The 17,174-nt window shown below is 32.1% G+C and carries 12 protein-coding genes and 1 rRNA gene (1 of these 13 cut by a window edge); 10 read left to right on the top strand and 3 right to left on the bottom strand.

Going from position 1 to position 17,174, the window contains the following annotated elements; translation table 11 throughout:
• Nucleotides 1–973: ribosomal RNA gene (locus WHD07_RS14845) — 16S ribosomal RNA — on the bottom strand (it extends 545 nt beyond the left edge of the window).
• A gap of 1,204 nt (nucleotides 974–2,177) precedes the next feature.
• Between WHD07_RS14845 and thrS the strand changes: the two genes are divergently transcribed.
• The 10 genes from thrS (at nucleotide 2,178) to WHD07_RS14795 (ending at nucleotide 15,459) form a co-directional block, all read left to right on the top strand.
• The gene (gene thrS / locus WHD07_RS14840; protein WP_343329035.1) at nucleotides 2,178–4,118 is read left to right on the top strand and encodes a threonine--tRNA ligase; all 1,941 of its coding nucleotides are present in this window, start codon (nucleotides 2,178–2,180) and stop codon (nucleotides 4,116–4,118) included.
• Between the two features lie 115 nt (nucleotides 4,119–4,233).
• Nucleotides 4,234–4,752: a translation initiation factor IF-3 gene (gene infC / locus WHD07_RS14835; protein ID WP_343331015.1), complete on the top strand. Its 519-nt coding sequence runs from the start codon at nucleotides 4,234–4,236 to the stop codon at nucleotides 4,750–4,752.
• 106 nt (nucleotides 4,753–4,858) lie between these two features.
• Complete coding sequence (gene rpmI, locus WHD07_RS14830) at nucleotides 4,859–5,056, top strand: 50S ribosomal protein L35 (RefSeq protein WP_068450938.1); 198 nt, start codon at nucleotides 4,859–4,861, stop codon at nucleotides 5,054–5,056.
• Nucleotides 5,057–5,150: 94 nt separating this feature from the next.
• Nucleotides 5,151–5,495 (top strand): 50S ribosomal protein L20, encoded by a 345-nt coding sequence (gene rplT, locus WHD07_RS14825; protein WP_068450935.1) that lies wholly within the window; start codon nucleotides 5,151–5,153, stop codon nucleotides 5,493–5,495.
• Nucleotides 5,496–5,582: 87 nt separating this feature from the next.
• Entirely contained in the window at nucleotides 5,583–6,170 is a 588-nt protein-coding gene (locus WHD07_RS14820; protein WP_343329034.1) for a hypothetical protein, read from the top strand.
• Nucleotides 6,171–6,381: 211 nt separating this feature from the next.
• Complete coding sequence (gene glgA, locus WHD07_RS14815) at nucleotides 6,382–7,602, top strand: glycogen synthase (protein ID WP_343329033.1); 1,221 nt, start codon at nucleotides 6,382–6,384, stop codon at nucleotides 7,600–7,602.
• A complete protein-coding gene (locus tag WHD07_RS14810) occupies nucleotides 7,592–8,857 on the top strand; it encodes a glucose-1-phosphate adenylyltransferase (RefSeq protein WP_343329032.1) in 1,266 nt (421 codons plus the stop codon). The genes glgA and WHD07_RS14810 overlap by 11 nt, the downstream gene beginning before the upstream one ends.
• Before the next feature lie 41 nt (nucleotides 8,858–8,898).
• Nucleotides 8,899–10,836 (top strand): alpha-1,4-glucan--maltose-1-phosphate maltosyltransferase, encoded by a 1,938-nt coding sequence (locus WHD07_RS14805; protein WP_343329031.1) that lies wholly within the window; start codon nucleotides 8,899–8,901, stop codon nucleotides 10,834–10,836.
• Nucleotides 10,837–10,879: 43 nt separating this feature from the next.
• Complete coding sequence (gene glgB / locus WHD07_RS14800) at nucleotides 10,880–12,787, top strand: 1,4-alpha-glucan branching protein GlgB (RefSeq protein WP_343329030.1); 1,908 nt, start codon at nucleotides 10,880–10,882, stop codon at nucleotides 12,785–12,787.
• A gap of 266 nt (nucleotides 12,788–13,053) precedes the next feature.
• Nucleotides 13,054–15,459 carry a glycoside hydrolase family 31 protein gene (locus WHD07_RS14795; RefSeq protein ID WP_343329029.1) on the top strand — a complete coding sequence of 802 codons (2,406 nt, stop codon included), beginning with the start codon at nucleotides 13,054–13,056 and terminating at the stop codon, nucleotides 15,457–15,459.
• Between the two features lie 289 nt (nucleotides 15,460–15,748).
• Here WHD07_RS14795 and WHD07_RS14790 read toward each other — a convergent pair whose 3' ends face one another.
• Nucleotides 15,749–16,738 carry an ISAon1 family transposase gene (locus tag WHD07_RS14790; RefSeq protein WP_422897657.1) on the bottom strand — a complete coding sequence of 330 codons (990 nt, stop codon included), beginning with the start codon at nucleotides 16,736–16,738 and terminating at the stop codon, nucleotides 15,749–15,751.
• The gene (locus tag WHD07_RS14785) at nucleotides 16,725–17,075 is read right to left on the bottom strand and encodes an ISAon1 family transposase N-terminal region protein (RefSeq protein WP_343329009.1); all 351 of its coding nucleotides are present in this window, start codon (nucleotides 17,073–17,075) and stop codon (nucleotides 16,725–16,727) included. The genes WHD07_RS14790 and WHD07_RS14785 overlap by 14 nt, the downstream gene beginning before the upstream one ends.
• Nucleotides 17,076–17,174 lie beyond the last annotated feature (99 nt).

Raw genomic sequence — 17,174 nt, 5'->3', positions numbered from 1 at the left:
TGGTAAGGTTCCTCGCGTATCATCGAATTAAACCACATGCTCCACCGCTTGTGCGGGCCCCCGTCAATTCCTTTGAGTTTCAGTCTTGCGACCGTACTCCCCAGGTGGGATACTTATCACTTTCGCTTAGTCACTGAGCTAATGCCCAACAACTAGTATCCATCGTTTACGGCGTGGACTACCAGGGTATCTAATCCTGTTCGCTCCCCACGCTTTCGTCCCTCAGCGTCAGTACATACGTAGTAGACTGCCTTCGCAATCGGTATTCTGTGTAATATCTATGCATTTCACCGCTACACTACACATTCTATCTACTTCCATATGACTCAAGTCAACCAGTATCAAAGGCAGTTCCATAGTTGAGCTATGGGATTTCACCTCTGACTTAATCGACCGCCTGCGGACCCTTTAAACCCAATGATTCCGGATAACGCTCGGACCCTCCGTATTACCGCGGCTGCTGGCACGGAGTTAGCCGGTCCTTATTCTTACAGTACCGTCAAGCTGGTATACATACCAGTGTTTCTTCCTGTATAAAAGCAGTTTACAACCCATAGGGCAGTCTTCCTGCACGCGGCATGGCTGGGTCAGAGTTGCCTCCATTGCCCAATATTCCTCACTGCTGCCTCCCGTAGGAGTCTGGTCCGTGTCTCAGTACCAGTGTGGGGGATCTCCCTCTCAGGACCCCTACCTATCACAGTCATGGTAAGCCGTTACCTTACCATCTAACTAATAGGACGCATAGCCATCTTTTACCAATAAATCTTTAATTAATTAATCATGCGATTAATCAATACTATGGAGCATTAATCTTCATTTCTAAAGGCTATTCTCCAGTAAAAGGTAGGTTCTATACGCGTTACGCACCCGTGCGCCGGTCGTCATCTGTGCAAGCACAATGTTACCCCTCGACTTGCATGTGTTAAGCCTGCCGCTAGCGTTCATCCTGAGCCAGGATCAAACTCTTCATTGTATATTTTAAATATTTTAATGAATAAGTTTCAAAAGAATTTTACATTAATCTAATAATGTGGTCATTCTACTCTTTAATTACGCTGTCAATTTCAATATTTTCAATGAACTTTGCCGAGTCGGAAATGACAAGTTTTAACACTCTATCAATCCCCTTTTAATCTCGAACTTTGTAGAAACGTTAGAATCGAACTAACTGATTTTTTTTTAAATCATTCCAAATTTTCTCTGATCGTTTTGCTGTATTTCTTAGCGGCTGCAAACATACAAACTATTTCTAATCTGACAATAAAAAAAATAAAGTTTTTTTTATTTTAATTTGCTTGTGAAAAATGCTGAATTTTTTGCCGAAAATTTCGGACTGCAAACATACAACGTTTTTTACAAAGAAACCTCATAAAAATCAAAGTTTTTTTTGATAAAATCCTTATAACTTTATCAGCTTAACTCCTTAATTTTTAATCCCTTTACAACTTCTCAATGAACGAAACTAACGAAGCAATATTGCTGTTAGCGGGTGCAAACTTACAACTCATTTTTAATCTAACAACTATTTTTTAACCCTTTTTTTTTGTTTATTTCACATACTTCTCCTAATTATTTTGTTTCTAGTAAGTTACATGGTACATTTTTTTATTTATTTTTTTAAGGGGATTGGGTTTTAGATGAGTTTTGGGGATGATTGCTACTTTTTACAACATAATAGTATTAAAAATTGAAAAGAGTGTGCGCTGTTTTTTTGTCTTAATAGGTTTACCTAGTTGCTTAGACAACTATAGAAAGCTTAGATTTACTCAAGAACATTAACTTATTAAAATAAAGGGATTGCTTCGTGCCACGCAATGACAGTTTTTTTTACATGAAGAACAAATGGGTGTCTATTTGTTAAAATTGCTCTTCTTGCTACTTACAATTACAGGCTTTGTGTTAGGGATTGAAGCGGCATCCTTTTTGCTTTTCGCAAAAAGATATAGTGGAAAGCCCGACCTTTTTTATTCTATAAGTTTATTTGAATTGAAAAAGTGCACCTATATATAAACCCTACTTTTTTAATATCTCAACGAAAAAAGGGAACACCCAAAAGGAAAACCTGATTATATACAAAGAAAAACCTTACTAAAATTGTTATTAATAATAAGTACACATATATATTGTATGAAATATTGTTTTCTAATATCTTTGCATTCTCAAATATTAGACATTAAATGATTAAAATTACTTTACCTGACGGAACTATTAAGGAGTTTGCTAAAAATAGCACTCCGATGGATGTTGCAAAAAGCATTAGTGAAGGGTTTGCTAGAAATGTAATATCGGCAAATTTTAACGACGTAACTGTTGAGACCACTACCCCATTAACCACGGATGGTTCTTTAATTTTATATACGTTTAATGATGCTGGAGGAAAGAAAGCTTTCTGGCATTCATCTGCACACGTTTTAGCTCAGGCTATTTTAAGTTTTTATCCGAAGGCAAAATTAACGATTGGACCTGCTATTGAAAATGGGTTTTATTATGATATTGATTTAGGAGATGATGTTATTTCTGATAAAGATTTTTCTAGTATAGAAAAGAAATTTTTGGAGATTGCGCGTGGTAAACATGAGTTTTCTTTACGATCTGTATCTAAAGCAGATGCTTTGTCTTTGTATAAAGCAGAAAATAATGAGTATAAAGTTGAGTTGATTGAAAACTTAACGGATGGGGATATTACTTTTTGTGATCATAGTGATTTTACCGATTTATGTAGAGGAGGACACATACCTAATACGGGGATTATAAAGGCTATTAAAATAATGAGCGTTGCTGGTGCCTATTGGCGTGGTGACGAAAAAAACAATCAGTTAACGCGTGTTTACGGAATTAGTTTTCCTAAACAAAAAATGCTTACTGAATACTTGGAATTATTGGAAGAGGCTAAAAAACGTGACCACAGAAAACTTGGTAAAGAGTTAGAGTTATTTACTTTTTCTCAGAAAGTTGGTGCAGGTTTACCTTTATGGTTACCTAAAGGAGCTGCGTTAAGAGGACGTTTAGAAGATTTCTTAAAAAGAGCACAGAAAAAAGCGGGTTACGAGATGGTAATGACGCCTCATATTGGTCAGAAAGAATTATATGTTACTTCTGGGCACTATGAAAAATATGGCGCAGACAGTTTTCAGTCTATAAAAACACCTAAAATGGATGAGGAGTTTTTATTGAAACCAATGAACTGCCCTCACCACTGTGAAGTTTACAATTTTAAACCTTATTCTTATAAAGATTTACCAAAACGTTTTGCGGAATTTGGTACCGTTTATAGGTATGAACAAAGTGGAGAACTGCATGGTTTAACACGAGTTAGAGGTTTTACGCAAGATGATGCGCATATTTTTTGTACACCAGAACAATTAGACCAAGAGTTTAAAGATGTTATAGATTTAGTTTTATATGTTTTTGGTTCTTTAGGTTTTGAAGATTTTACAGCACAGGTTTCTATTAGAGATAAAAGTAACCCAGATAAATATATTGGTGATACTGAAACTTGGGAAATTGCTGAAAATGCAATTATAAGTGCTGCAACAGATAAAGGTTTAGATTTTGTAATTGAAGAAGGTGAAGCTGCCTTTTATGGTCCGAAATTAGACTTTATGGTAAAGGACGCCATTGGAAGAAGTTGGCAACTTGGAACGATACAAGTTGACTATAATTTGCCAAAACGTTTTGATTTGACCTATAAAGGAGCAGATAATCAATTGCACAGACCTGTTATGATACATAGAGCACCATTTGGTTCTATGGAGCGATTTATTGCAGTATTGCTAGAGCACACGGGAGGAAACTTCCCACTTTGGTTAACTCCAGATCAGGTTATCTTATTGCCAATCAGTGATAAATATCAGAAATATTCAGAAAAAGTTTTAAAATCGTTAGAAAATTCCGAAATTCGCGCCCTCGTAGACAACCGAAGTGAAAAAACTGGTCGTAAGATAAGAGATGCAGAAGTTAGCAAAACGCCATTTATGGTTATTGTTGGTGAAAAAGAAGAACAAGACGGCACAGTTTCTGTAAGAAGACATGGTGAAGGGGATTTAGGAACATTTACAATTGAAGAATTTATTTCTTTAATTAAAGCAGAAGAAAGTAAAACATTGAAGAATTTTTAATTAATTTTGAAATTCATCAAGAACATAAAAAGGTTGGAAAACAACCATAAGTTAAACTTAAAATTTATAAGTCATAGCAATTCGTAGAAGCAGGTCAAGAAGACCGTTAAGAGTAATCAAAGAAGATCAACATAGGATTAATGAGAAAATAAAATATGTTGACGAAGTTCGTCTTGTGGGCGAGAATATAGAAGTTGGTGTATATCCTTTAGATAAAGCTAAAGAATTGGCCAGAGAACAGGAGTTAGATTTGGTTGAGATATCACCAAAAGCTAAACCACCTGTTTGTAAAATTATTGATTACAAGAAATTCTTGTATGAACAAAAGAAGCGTGAAAAATCTTTAAAGTCTAAAGCTACAAAAGTGACTATAAAGGAAATACGTTTTGGACCTCAAACTGATGAGCATGATTATGAATTTAAAAAGAAACATGCCGTTAAATTTTTACAAGAAGGTGCTAAATTAAAAGCATTTGTATTCTTTAAAGGACGTTCTATTATTTTTAAGGAACAAGGACAAATTTTATTATTAAAATTAGCCCAAGAATTAGAGGAATATGGTAAAGTAGAACAGTTACCGAAATTAGAAGGTAAACGTATGATTATGTTTATTGCCCCTAAAAAATTAAAATAATTATTACCATATAACTACAAGGAATAAAAACTTTGTAGCTGATAAAAAAAATCTGAAACTTGTTTCAGAAATAAAGTCTTATAAGCAAGATAAAAACGAAGGAGAGATGCCTAAAATGAAAACAAAATCTAGCGCCAAAAAACGATTTAAAGTTACTGGTACTGGAAAAATCAAAAGAAAGCACGCGTTTAAAAGTCACATCTTAACAAAGAAGTCTAAAAAACGTAAATTAAAGTTAACTCATGATGGTTTAGTACATAAAGCAGACGAGTCTAACATTAAGCAACAATTAAACTTAAAATAAGTTTAAAAAGGGAATTTAATTATTAACCATGGAGTTAGGCCAAAAATAAGAAGTATTCTTAAATGAATCGCCTACTACAAAACACATTGAAATTATGCCAAGATCAGTAAATTCAGTAGCCTCAAGAAAAAGAAGAAAAAAAATCTTGAAGGCTGCAAAAGGTTACTTCGGACGTAGAAAAAACGTTTACACAGTAGCAAAAAATGCAGTTGAAAAAGGTATGCTTTATGCATACAGAGACCGTAAAAACAATAAGAGAAACTTCCGTTCTTTATGGATTGTGCGTATTAACGCTGCAGCTCGTTTACACGGAATGTCTTACTCTCAGTTTATGGGGAAAGTGAAAGCTAATCAAATCGAATTAAACCGTAAGGTTTTAGCTGATTTAGCTGTAAACAACCCAGACGCTTTTAAGGCAGTTGTAGAAAAAATTAAATAAATAATAATACTTGCTTATATTTAAAAACCCAAACATAAAGTTTGGGTTTTTTTTTTATAAATTTACGCACGTTAAAACAAACTAACAATGAAATCATTTTTAATAACTTTATTATTACTAGTAACTACTTTATCTTTTGCACAGGAAAAGACAGATGAAGTATCCGAAAATAACTCTATTCAAGGACAATTTGATAAGATTTATAGAACATCAACAACTTATCAGGTATATAAAGTAATCAGTAAGGATCGTTATCAGCGTTTAAAATCAAATGTTTTAGACTCCCTTAAATCTTCAAAAAAAATAATTTCTGAAAAAAATAATTTATTAAAAGCAGAAAAAGACAATATTGAAAAAAACAAAAATCTTTTGGCAAAAACTAAATTAGACTTAGACGCCGCTTTAATAAAAGAAAATTCTATTTCTATTGTAGGAATACAATTAAGTAAAACAACATACAACCTTGTAGTATGGAGTTTAATTGCTCTTTTAATCTTAAGTTTATCATATTATATATTTAAGTTTTCAAGAAGTAATGTTCTAACGAAAGAAGCAAAAAATAATTTAGCTGAAATTGAACAAGAATTTGAAAAACACAGAAAAAATACATTAGAAAAAGAGCAAAAACTTAGAAGACAACTACAAGACGAGATTAACAAACAAAGAAATAGTTAATTTTAATCTACTAAGGGTTAACATATAAACATATCCATTAAATTCTATTAATAATTTTACAGTGACCACATCAGATAACAACATAATATTAAGAGTTTCATAATAATAGAGATTCTTAAATAAAATGTCTTACTTTTTTTAGTACATTAAATAGTATTTTCTTATCTTTTGATGCTTAAAATAACTAACCGAATTTAATTACTAAAATTTTATGAAAGCCCTTTTTTATACTAGAGAATTTCCTCCTTACGTATATGGTGGAGCTGGTGTTCACGTAGAATATCTTGCAACAGAATTAGCAAAACTTATGCATGTTGATGTAAGATGTTTTGGAGACCAAAGTGACACCGTTAACAATCCTACTGTAAAAGGTTTTCCTTACGAAAATCCTATTTTTGAAAATTCTGATGATAAACTTAAAGCTATTTTTCAGACTTTAAGTACAGGTCTACATATGAATGCAGAGCCCATAGATGCTGACGTAGTGCATTGCCATACTTGGTATTCACACTTTGCAGGGATTGTTGCAAAACTTTGCTATGGCATTCCATTAGTAATTACTACACATTCTTTAGAACCTTTAAGACCCTGGAAAAGAGAACAACTAGGTCGTGGTTACGACGCTTCCTCTTGGATAGAAAAAACAGCTATTGAAATGGCAGATGCTTTAATTGCTGTTTCTGAAGAAACCAAAGAAGATGTTTTAAAACATTTTAACGTAGACGAAAATAAAATTAAAGTAATCTATAACGGTATTAATTTACAGCAATATGTTACAACACCAGCAACAACAACGCTAGATGAATATGGTATTGATAAAAACAAACCTTATGTACTTTTTGTTGGAAGAATAACCAGGCAAAAAGGAATTATCCATTTAGTAAATGCTATTAAATATATAGACCCAGATACACAAATAGTATTGTGTGCAGGAGCACCTGACACTCCCGAAATAGGTAAAGAAATGAAAGATGCCGTTACCGAAGTCAAGAAAACTCGTAAAAACGTAATCTGGATTGACAAGATGGTAACTAAAGAAGAAATTATTCAATTATATTCTCACGCTGATGTATTTTGTTGTCCTTCCATTTACGAACCTTTTGGCATTATAAATATTGAAGCAATGGCATGTAATACTGCTGTTGTAGCAAGTGCTGTTGGTGGTATTAAAGAAGTTGTTGTTCATAATGAAACGGGGTTACTTATCCCTGTAGAACAGCAAAACTCTGCTCCATTTGAACCTATAGACCCCGATAAATTCGCTAAAGATTTAGCAGATGGAGTAAATAAGGTTATTAATAATCCTGATTTAAGGGAATCTATGGCTCTGAAAGGAAGAAAGAGAGTTGAAGAACATTTCGATTGGATATCAATAGCAAAACAAGTAGAAGCATTATATAAATCACTAAAAAAAGAAAGCGATGATAAATAATAAAGTATTAGGAATTATTCTAGGCGGAGGACAAGGTTCAAGATTATATCCTTTAACAAAAGATAGATCTAAACCTGCTGTACCAATTGCAGGTAAATATAGATTGGTAGACATCCCTATTTCTAACTGTATCAATTCTGATATAAAAAGGATGTATGTATTAACCCAGTTTAACTCTGCTTCTTTAAATGCACATATTAAAAACACTTATCACTTTAGTTTTTTTAGCTCTGCTTTTGTTGATGTATTAGCCGCAGAACAAACAATTCACAGTGATAAATGGTTTCAAGGTACCGCAGATGCAGTAAGACAAAGTATGCTCCATTTTTTAGAAAATGATTTTGAATATGCATTAATTCTTTCTGGTGACCAATTATATCAAATGGATTTTAACGATATGATTCAGAAACACGAAGAAAGTGGTGCAGAAATTTCTATTGCTACCTATCCTGTTAATGCTAAAGATGCTACCGAATTTGGTTTATTAAAAACAAATGATGAAAATATAATTACTTCATTTATAGAAAAACCAGCTGCTGAATTATTGCCAGATTGGACTTCTGATGTAGGTGATGAAATGAAAGCGCAAGGTAGAGATTACTTAGCCTCTATGGGTATTTATATATTTAATAGAGATTTATTAGTTAAATTAATGGAAAATCCAGATAGCAATGATTTTGGTAAAGAAATTATTCCACAAGCTATAGAAACACACAAAACATTAAGTTATCAATACGAAGGATATTGGACAGACATTGGAAATATTGATTCTTTCTTTGAAGCAAATTTAGGGTTAACAGACGATGTTCCTCAATTTAATTTATATGATGAAAAAGGAATATACACAAGACCAAGAATATTACCAACTTCTAAAATTGCAGGCTCTATTTTAAACAAAGCTGTAATTGGAGATGGATGTATTATTCATGCAGAAAAAATAGAAAGATCTGTAATTGGTATTCGTTCTAGAATTGGTAAAAACTCTCTAATATCTAACACCTATATGATGGGAAATGATTCTTATGAAACTTTAAATGAAATTTCTGAAAATCATATTGAAATTATGATGGGAATTGGAGAAAGATGCTACATCCATAACTGTATTATAGATAAAAACTGTAGAATTGGTGATGATGTTAGAATTAACGGTGGCCCACATATAGCAAATATAGAAACGGATACCTATATGGTTAAAGAAGGAATTGTTGTTATTAAAAAGGATGCTACTATAGCCAAAGGAACCAACATTGGATAAAATAAATTTTTGCTTTTTTATTATTTAAATGAACCAAATTAATGCAAAATCAAAGTAGAATTGTAATAGAAAATATTGCCCCACAATTAAATAGTGGAAAAGTTAGTATTAAACGTGTTGTAGACGAAATTGTAAATGTAACTGCAGATGTTTTAGTTGATGGCCATGATGTACTTCAGGCTAATTTATTATTCAAACATGAAAAAGATAATAAATGGTCAGACATTAGAATGACACCAACTTGTAATGATGAATATACTGCATGTTTTCAAACATCAAAACAAGGTTTTTATTCTTATAAAATTGAAGGATGGGTAGATTATGCTTTAAATTGGCAACATGGTTTAGGTAGAAAAATTGATGATTCTCAACATGTAAATTCAGAACTTTTAGAAGGTGCTGAACTTTTAGTTGCTATTGTAGATAAAGTTACTCCAGAAGAAAAAGACTATTTATTACATTTAATTTACATTTTTAAAAATGACACAACCTATTCGGAAGCCATTAAAGAAGCTGTTTCAGAAAGGTTAACATCAATTTTAAAAAAATATCCTGAAAAATATTTAACAGAAACTTCTCAAGAATATAACGTTTACGTAGACAGAAAAAAAGCAAGATTTAGTACTTGGTATGAATTCTTTCCTCGTTCTGCATCAGAACAAGAAGGAAAACACGGTACTTTTAACGATTGCCACAGAATATTACCAAGAGTTGCCCAAATGGGGTTTGATACTTTATACTTCCCTCCTATTCATCCTATTGGAGAAGTAAATAGAAAAGGAAAAAACAACACCACAGTTGCACAAGATGGCGATGTTGGTTCTACTTGGGGAATTGGGTCTAAATACGGAGGTCATAAAGACATCCATCCTGAGTTAGGTTCTTTAGAAGATTTTAAGAACTTAGTTGCAAAAGCAAAAGAATTGGGTATTGAAGTAGCAATGGATTACGCATTGCAAGCTGCCCCAGATCATCCGTGGGTAACAGAACATCCAGATTGGTTTAAATGGAGGCCAGATGGTACTGTGCAATATGCAGAAAATCCACCAAAAAAATATCAAGACATTCTACCAATTTATTGGGAAAGCAAAGATTTTAAAAATCTTTGGCAAGAATGTTTAGACACGTTATTCTATTGGATAGATTGTGGAATTAATATTTTTAGAGTTGACAACCCACATACAAAACCGTACTTTTTTTGGGGTTGGATTATTGCAGAAGTAAAAAAACAACATCCTGATGTATTGTTTTTAGCTGAAGCATTTACCAGACCTAAAGTAATGCAACAATTGGCAAAACAAGGATATACACAATCGTATACTTATTTTACGTGGAGAGAATCTAAGCATGAATTAATTGAGTATGTAAACGAACTCACCACAACAAATCAAAAAGAATATATGAGACCTAATTTCTGGCCAAATACGCCAGATATTAATCCGTTTCATTTACAAGGCGCACCAGAAAGTAAATACTTACAACGATATGTATTGGCTGCAACTTTAAGTTCTAATATTGGTATCTATGGGCCTGTTTTTGAACAAATGATAAGCGATCCTATTCCTGGAAAGGAAGAATATTATATGTCAGAAAAATTTCAACTTTGTCATTACGATTGGTTTAAACAAAATAAAGTAACTACTTTAATTACTAAAATTAATCAGATTAGAAAAGAGCAAGAATCTTATCAACAAACAAATAATATAAAGTTTGTAGAAACTGGTAATGATCAAATAATTGCTTTTTATAAATGGAATGATACCAGAAGTAATGAAACCTTAACAATTATAAGTTTAGATGCTTATAATTCTCAATCTGGTTCTATACAATTACCACTTCATGACCTAAAAATTCATAATGGTCAAAAAGTGCAAGTAGAAGATTTGGTAACAAGAAATTGCTACGATTGGTATAATGAATGGAATTATGTTGAATTACATGCAACACTACCATTTCATATTTTTAAAATCAACAAGTAATTATAAAAACTACCAAACAAAACTATATTTTAAAAGATAACTTATGGCACAAACAAAAGTACACAGTCTTTTTACAGAATTTGATATTAGCCTTTTTCAGGCAGGAAAACATTATCGTTTATACGAAAAATTTGGTTCGCACATTATTACTGTAGATGGTATAGAAGGAACTTATTTTGCCGTTTGGGCACCAAGTGCCAAATCAGTATCTGTTATTGGTGATTTTAATTTCTGGTTAGAAGGAGAACATCACCTAAATGTACGTTGGGACGGAAGCGGTATTTGGGAAGGTTTTATACCTAATGTAGGTAAAGGAGCTATTTATAAATACAAAATAAGAAGTGCCAATAACAATATTACCACAGAAAAAGCAGACCCTTTTGCTAGAAGATGCGAACATCCACCAAAAACAGCTTCGGAAGTTTGGGAAGATGATTACTCTTGGAAGGATAAAAAATGGATGAAAAACAGAAAAAAGAATAACGCTTTAGACGCGCCTTTTTCTGTATATGAAGTTCATTTAGGTTCTTGGAAAAAACAAATTGAAGAAAATCGTTTTTTAAGTTATAGAGAACTAGCCGATGAATTGGTAGATTACGTATCTGAAATGAATTTTACACATGTAGAATTTATGCCAATTATGGAATATCCTTACGACCCAAGTTGGGGATATCAATTAACAGGTTATTTTGCACCAACATCTCGATTTGGTTATCCTGATGAATTTAAATATTTGGTAGATAAGTTTCACGAAAAAAACATTGGAGTCTTGTTAGATTGGGTTCCTTCTCATTTTCCGTCAGACGATCATGGATTAGGGTTCTTCGATGGTTCTCATTTATACGAGCATCCAGACAGAAGAAAAGGATATCACCAAGATTGGAAAAGTTTAATATTTAACTACGGAAGAAACGAAATAAAAGCATTTTTAATTAGTAATGCTATCTTTTGGCTAGACCAATATCATGCCGACGGATTAAGAGTAGATGCGGTAGCTTCTATGTTATTTTTAGATTATTCGAGAGAAGAAGGAGAATGGGAACCAAATGAGTTTGGTGGTAGAGAAAATTTAGATGCCATAAATTTTATCAAGGAAATGAATATGGCTGTTTATGAAGCCTTTCCGGATGTACAAACAATAGCAGAAGAATCTACTTCTTTTCCTAAAGTATCTAAACCAATTTATGATGGTGGCTTAGGTTTTGGTATGAAATGGATGATGGGCTGGATGCACGATACATTAGATTATTTTGCAAAAGAACCTATTTACAGAAAACATCATCAAAATGAATTAACCTTTAGTTTAAATTACGCTTTTACAGAAAATTTTATGTTGCCATTATCTCATGACGAAGTGGTATACGGTAAAAAATCTATTGTAAATAAAATGCCAGGTGATGAATGGCAAAAATTTGCAAACTTAAGAGTCTTATATAGTTTGATGTTTACACACCCAGGAACTAAATTATTATTTCAAGGAGGTGAATTTGGTCAAACTTCTGAATGGAATTTTAATGGTAGTTTAGATTGGCATTTATTAGATTACGATGTACATAAAGGAGCACAAAATTTAGTAAAAGACTTAAATAAATTATACCAAAAAGAACCTGCTTTACATGAAAAACAATTCTCACACGAAGGTTTTGAATGGATAGATCATGGAGACCACGAAAACTCTGTTATGTCTTATATTAGAAAAGGAGTAAACGAAAAAGATAATGTAATCGTTATTTTAAATTTAACACCAGTACCAAGAGAAAACTATAGAATTGGGTTACCAAAAACAGGAACCTTAAAAGAAGTTTTTAATAGTGATGCTAAAAAATATAACGGAACAGGAAACTATAAAAATAAAAAATTAACTTCAGATAAAAAGGTATGGAATAATAGAGAGCATTCTATTGAATTAGACTTGCCTCCATTAGGAATGATAGCATTTAAGTACAAATAAGAATAAATCCTCTTTTTTACATTCTTTATTAATGATAAAAAAGAGGGTTTATTTTTTTATAAATCACAAAAAAAGAAGTCAATTTTAAGACTTTAAAAAATCTTTCAACAATACATGAAAGAAAATGTATTCTGTTTATTTTTAAATAAATAAACAATATTTTTACTTCTTAAATAGACAAATACATTATCGAAAAAAACATAAAAAGCAATGTTGTTACATATTTTTTTTTCGAATTTTACAAGATTTAATAAACAACCAAAATTATGATTGTTAATACAGAGTTAGAACAAAAAGGAAATTTGTTTCCTTCAGAAATTGTGAGCTACAAAAAAGATGTAGACACATTATATTTTACCACAAAGAATAATGTAATTTTACAACTAACTGTAGTTAGAGATAGTGTTATCCGTTTTAGATATTCTACAACAGGTAAATTTGAAAATGATTTTTCATATGGAGTAACAATACACGCTTCTAGAGGTTATTATTTTTTAGATGTTACCGAAGATGAAACGCATTACATTGTTACCACATCAAAATTAATCTGTAAAGTAGAAAAAAGTAGTTTACAAGTTAAACTTTTTGATGCCATAGACTTAAAACTAATTAACGAAGATGAAATTGGTTTTCATTGGGAAGAGAGCTATGAATATGGTGGTGACATCGTAAAAATGAGTAAAGCGTGCCAAAGAGCAGAAAGCTTTTACGGTTTAGGTGATAAACCTGTAGACGTTAACTTAAAAGGAAAACGTTTTGAAAACTGGGCTACAGACTCTTATGCTTTTGGTAAAGATACAGACCCTATTTACAAAGCTATTCCTTTTTATACAGCTATACAGGGTGGTAAATCTTATGGTATTTTCTTTGATAATACGTTTAAGTCTCAATTCGATTTTGCACACGAAAGAAGAAATGTAGCTAGTTTTTGGGCACAAGGTGGTGAAATGAATTATTATTTCATTTACGGTCCACAAATGGACGATGTTGTTAAAAATTATACAGACTTAACAGGAAAACCTCATGCTTTGCCTCCATTATGGGCTTTAGGCTTTCATCAATGTAAATGGAGTTATTATCCAGAGAGTACAGTAAAAGAAGTTACCAACACTTTTAGAGATTTAAAAATTCCGTGTGATGCTATCTATTTAGATATAGATTATATGGATGGTTTTCGTTGTTTCACTTGGGATAAAAACTATTTTCCAGACCCAAAAAGAATGGTAAAAGAACTAGAAGACGATGGATTTAAAACTGTTGTAATTATAGATCCAGGTATTAAAATAGATTTAGAATACGATGTTTTTAAAGAAGCTTTAGATAAAGATTATTTCTGTAAACGTGCAGATGGACCATATATGAAAGGTAAAGTTTGGCCTGGAGAATGTTATTTTCCAGATTATACAAAACCAGAAGTTAGAGAATGGTGGTCTGGATTGTTTCAAGAGTTAATTGAAGATATTGGAGTAAAAGGTGTTTGGAATGACATGAACGAGCCTGCTGTAATGGATGTACCAAATAAATCTTTTCCAGACGATGTTCGTCATGATTTTGATGGCAACCCTTGTTCTCATAGAAAAGCACACAATATTTATGGAACTCAAATGGCACGTGCTACCTACCATGGTTTAAAGAAATATGCATACCCAAAAAGACCTTTTGTTATTACTAGATCTGCATATTCTGGTGCACAACGTTATACTTCTACTTGGATGGGAGATAATGTTGCTACATGGGAACATTTAGCAATTGCTAATAACCAAGCACAAAGAATGGCAATGTCTGGTTTTTCTTTTGCCGGATCTGATATTGGTGGATTTGCAGAACAACCTCAAGGAGAACTTTTTGCACGTTGGATTCAATTAGGTGTGTTTCATGCCTTTTGTAGAGTGCATTCTTCTGGAGATCATGGAGATCAAGAACCTTGGGTTTTTGGTGATGAGATTACAGATATTGTAAGAAAATTCGTAGAACTTAGATACCAATTATTACCTTATTTATATACTGCTTTTTGGAAATATATAAATGATGGAACGCCAATCTTAAAATCTTTAGTTTTATACGATCAAGAAGATACATCAACGCACCATAGAAGTGATGAATTTGTTTACGGTGAACAGATTTTAATTTGTCCAATATTAGAACCTAATGCCAAAGGAAGAAGAATGTATATTCCTAGAGGTAAATGGTATAACTTTTGGACAGAAGAACTTGTAGAAGGAGGTAAAGAAATGTGGGTGGATGCAGATATAGACAGCATGCCAATATTTATTAAAGAAGGAGCTGTTATACCAAAATACCCTGTTCAACAATACGTTGATCAAATAGAATTTGATGAAATTACTTTAGACCTATATTATAAAGAAGGTAAAGAATCTTCTCAATTATATGATGACGCACATGATGGTTATGATTATAAAAAAGGTAGATTTAGTTTACGTACTTTTAAAGTAACAGGTAAAAAAGAAGAATTAATTATACAACAACACAAACAAGGAGACTTTGATGCCGCTTATACCAAGTTTAATATTGTATTCCATAATTTACCGTTCGAAATTACGACTGTACAAATAGATAATGTAAAAATTCCGTTAAACGAAGCAAATCTTACTAAAAACCAGTCTATACTTATAGATAAAGGATTTACAGAGTTACATTTATTAGGAAAATAAAATTTAAATCTCACCATTTTCAGTTAGTAGACTCACTGAAAATGGTGAAGTAAAAAACCCCATAAATGGGTATTGTGAGGTATGTATTACTCTTATATCTTTGTAGAGTAAGTAATCTTTTCCCCAAACAGAACATAATTTGTTTAAGATTCCTTAATCTTTGTTAAATGTAAAAAAGTGATGAATAGTTTTAATAAAACTTTCATCACTTTTTATTTTGTTTAAGATCATAAAAAAACCTCAGAACTAAGTTTTCAGGATCAAGTCAAAAAGTTGTGGGATTTAAGGATTACGCAAAAATAGTGCTAAGTCTAAATAAGAAAAAATCCACATTTCTGACGCCTCTAAACTGTGCTCTAAAGGCTTTAATTTTAGCGTTGAATGATTCTGCAGAAGCATTAGTACTTCGATTATCAAAATAGTTTAAGATGTTTTTGTAATGTATGGACATTGTTCTAGCTATAGTATTGAAGCTTTTAAACGCTGCTTGCCTTACTTTTTCATCCCATTTAGCAAGTCTTATAAGTGCTGATGTTTTATCTTTAGTGTTATTGAATATCCAAGATAGATTTTGGCATAACTTGTATGCTTTCTCTAAATCCGGATATTTTTCAAACAGTATTTCTGCTCTTATAGATTGATTTTTAGTCCATTTACGACTTGATTTATATAATAGATATCTGCTTCTAGCTAATAGTTGTTTGAGTGTATCTCCATTAGGTAATAGTTTTGGGTTGTATTTTAAAGATTTACTTCTGGCGTTTTCAATGGCATCATTCTCAGTATCAATCGCTTCCCATCGATGTTTAATTCTTATTTCTTGCAGTGCATCTAAGGCTAATTTTTGCACATGAAAACGGTCTATTACTAAGGCAGCGTTTGGAAAGGATTTCTTGACTATAAGCCCCATATTTCCCGCCATATCCAAGGTTACTTCCATAACTTTCTTCCTGTGTTTTAAAGGAATTTTATGAAGTATTTTTATGACAACTTCAGCTTTAGTTCCTTTGATCATGGCTACTATTGCGCCTTTCTTTCCTTTAGCTAATTTATTTGTTATTATGGTATATAAATCACCGTTAGAAAAGGCAGTTTCATCAAGTGATAAGTGAGTCCCTAAATTCTTTGCAAACAATAACCAATCTGTTGCGTGCTTCTGTTGATCCCAAGCTTTAAAATCACTTAAATAATCCTTATACTGTCTTTGTAAACTTCTGGGATTTACCCCGTAGAAATTAGCTACAGTACTAGCGCTAGTAGCGTTATTACTGACTGATATCTTTTAAAAAAGCAGCAAATTCACTAGTTATTCTAGTGCCTTTTGCTACTAATTGCCAATTTCTTGTAACTACTTTTTTAGAATTTTCTTCAACCCAACGTCGTCTAATAACATGTAGAAAAACGTTTTTACCACGTATTGGAAAATCTTGCACCGTAGCCTCTGGGAAAAAGCCTTTAGAGCTTAATTTAAGGGGTTTAAATTCTTCTGGAATTGTATTTAATTCTGTAAAATAGAAATGAAGTTCTCCATTTTTAACTTCGTGTTTCGTTAATTTAAAATAGTCAACAAGAATTTCTGGTAATAATAGTTTTGTTAGTTCAATTGAAGTATCCAAAATAGAGGTTTATTAGAAAGCAAAGTTCATGCTTTTTAATTTACTCCACAACTTTTTGACTTGACCCAGTTTTCAGGTTTTTTTTATGAAAATATTTAA

It is taken from the genome of Polaribacter staleyi (genome assembly GCF_038024045.1).
GTDB lineage: Bacteria > Bacteroidota > Bacteroidia > Flavobacteriales > Flavobacteriaceae > Polaribacter > Polaribacter butkevichii.
Note: the sequence above shows the minus strand (reverse complement) of the source record. Positions and strands in the feature narration are given on the sequence as shown.

Coding starts and splice junctions, on each gene's coding strand:
- thrS (WP_343329035.1), top strand. CDS start 2,178: ATGATTAAAATTACTTTACCTGACGGAACTATTAAGGAGTTTGCTAAA.
- rpmI (WP_068450938.1), top strand. CDS start 4,859: ATGCCTAAAATGAAAACAAAATCTAGCGCCAAAAAACGATTTAAAGTT.
- rplT (WP_068450935.1), top strand. CDS start 5,151: ATGCCAAGATCAGTAAATTCAGTAGCCTCAAGAAAAAGAAGAAAAAAA.
- WHD07_RS14820 (WP_343329034.1), top strand. CDS start 5,583: ATGAAATCATTTTTAATAACTTTATTATTACTAGTAACTACTTTATCT.
- glgA (WP_343329033.1), top strand. CDS start 6,382: ATGAAAGCCCTTTTTTATACTAGAGAATTTCCTCCTTACGTATATGGT.
- WHD07_RS14810 (WP_343329032.1), top strand. CDS start 7,592: ATGATAAATAATAAAGTATTAGGAATTATTCTAGGCGGAGGACAAGGT.
- WHD07_RS14805 (WP_343329031.1), top strand. CDS start 8,899: ATGCAAAATCAAAGTAGAATTGTAATAGAAAATATTGCCCCACAATTA.
- glgB (WP_343329030.1), top strand. CDS start 10,880: ATGGCACAAACAAAAGTACACAGTCTTTTTACAGAATTTGATATTAGC.
- WHD07_RS14795 (WP_343329029.1), top strand. CDS start 13,054: ATGATTGTTAATACAGAGTTAGAACAAAAAGGAAATTTGTTTCCTTCA.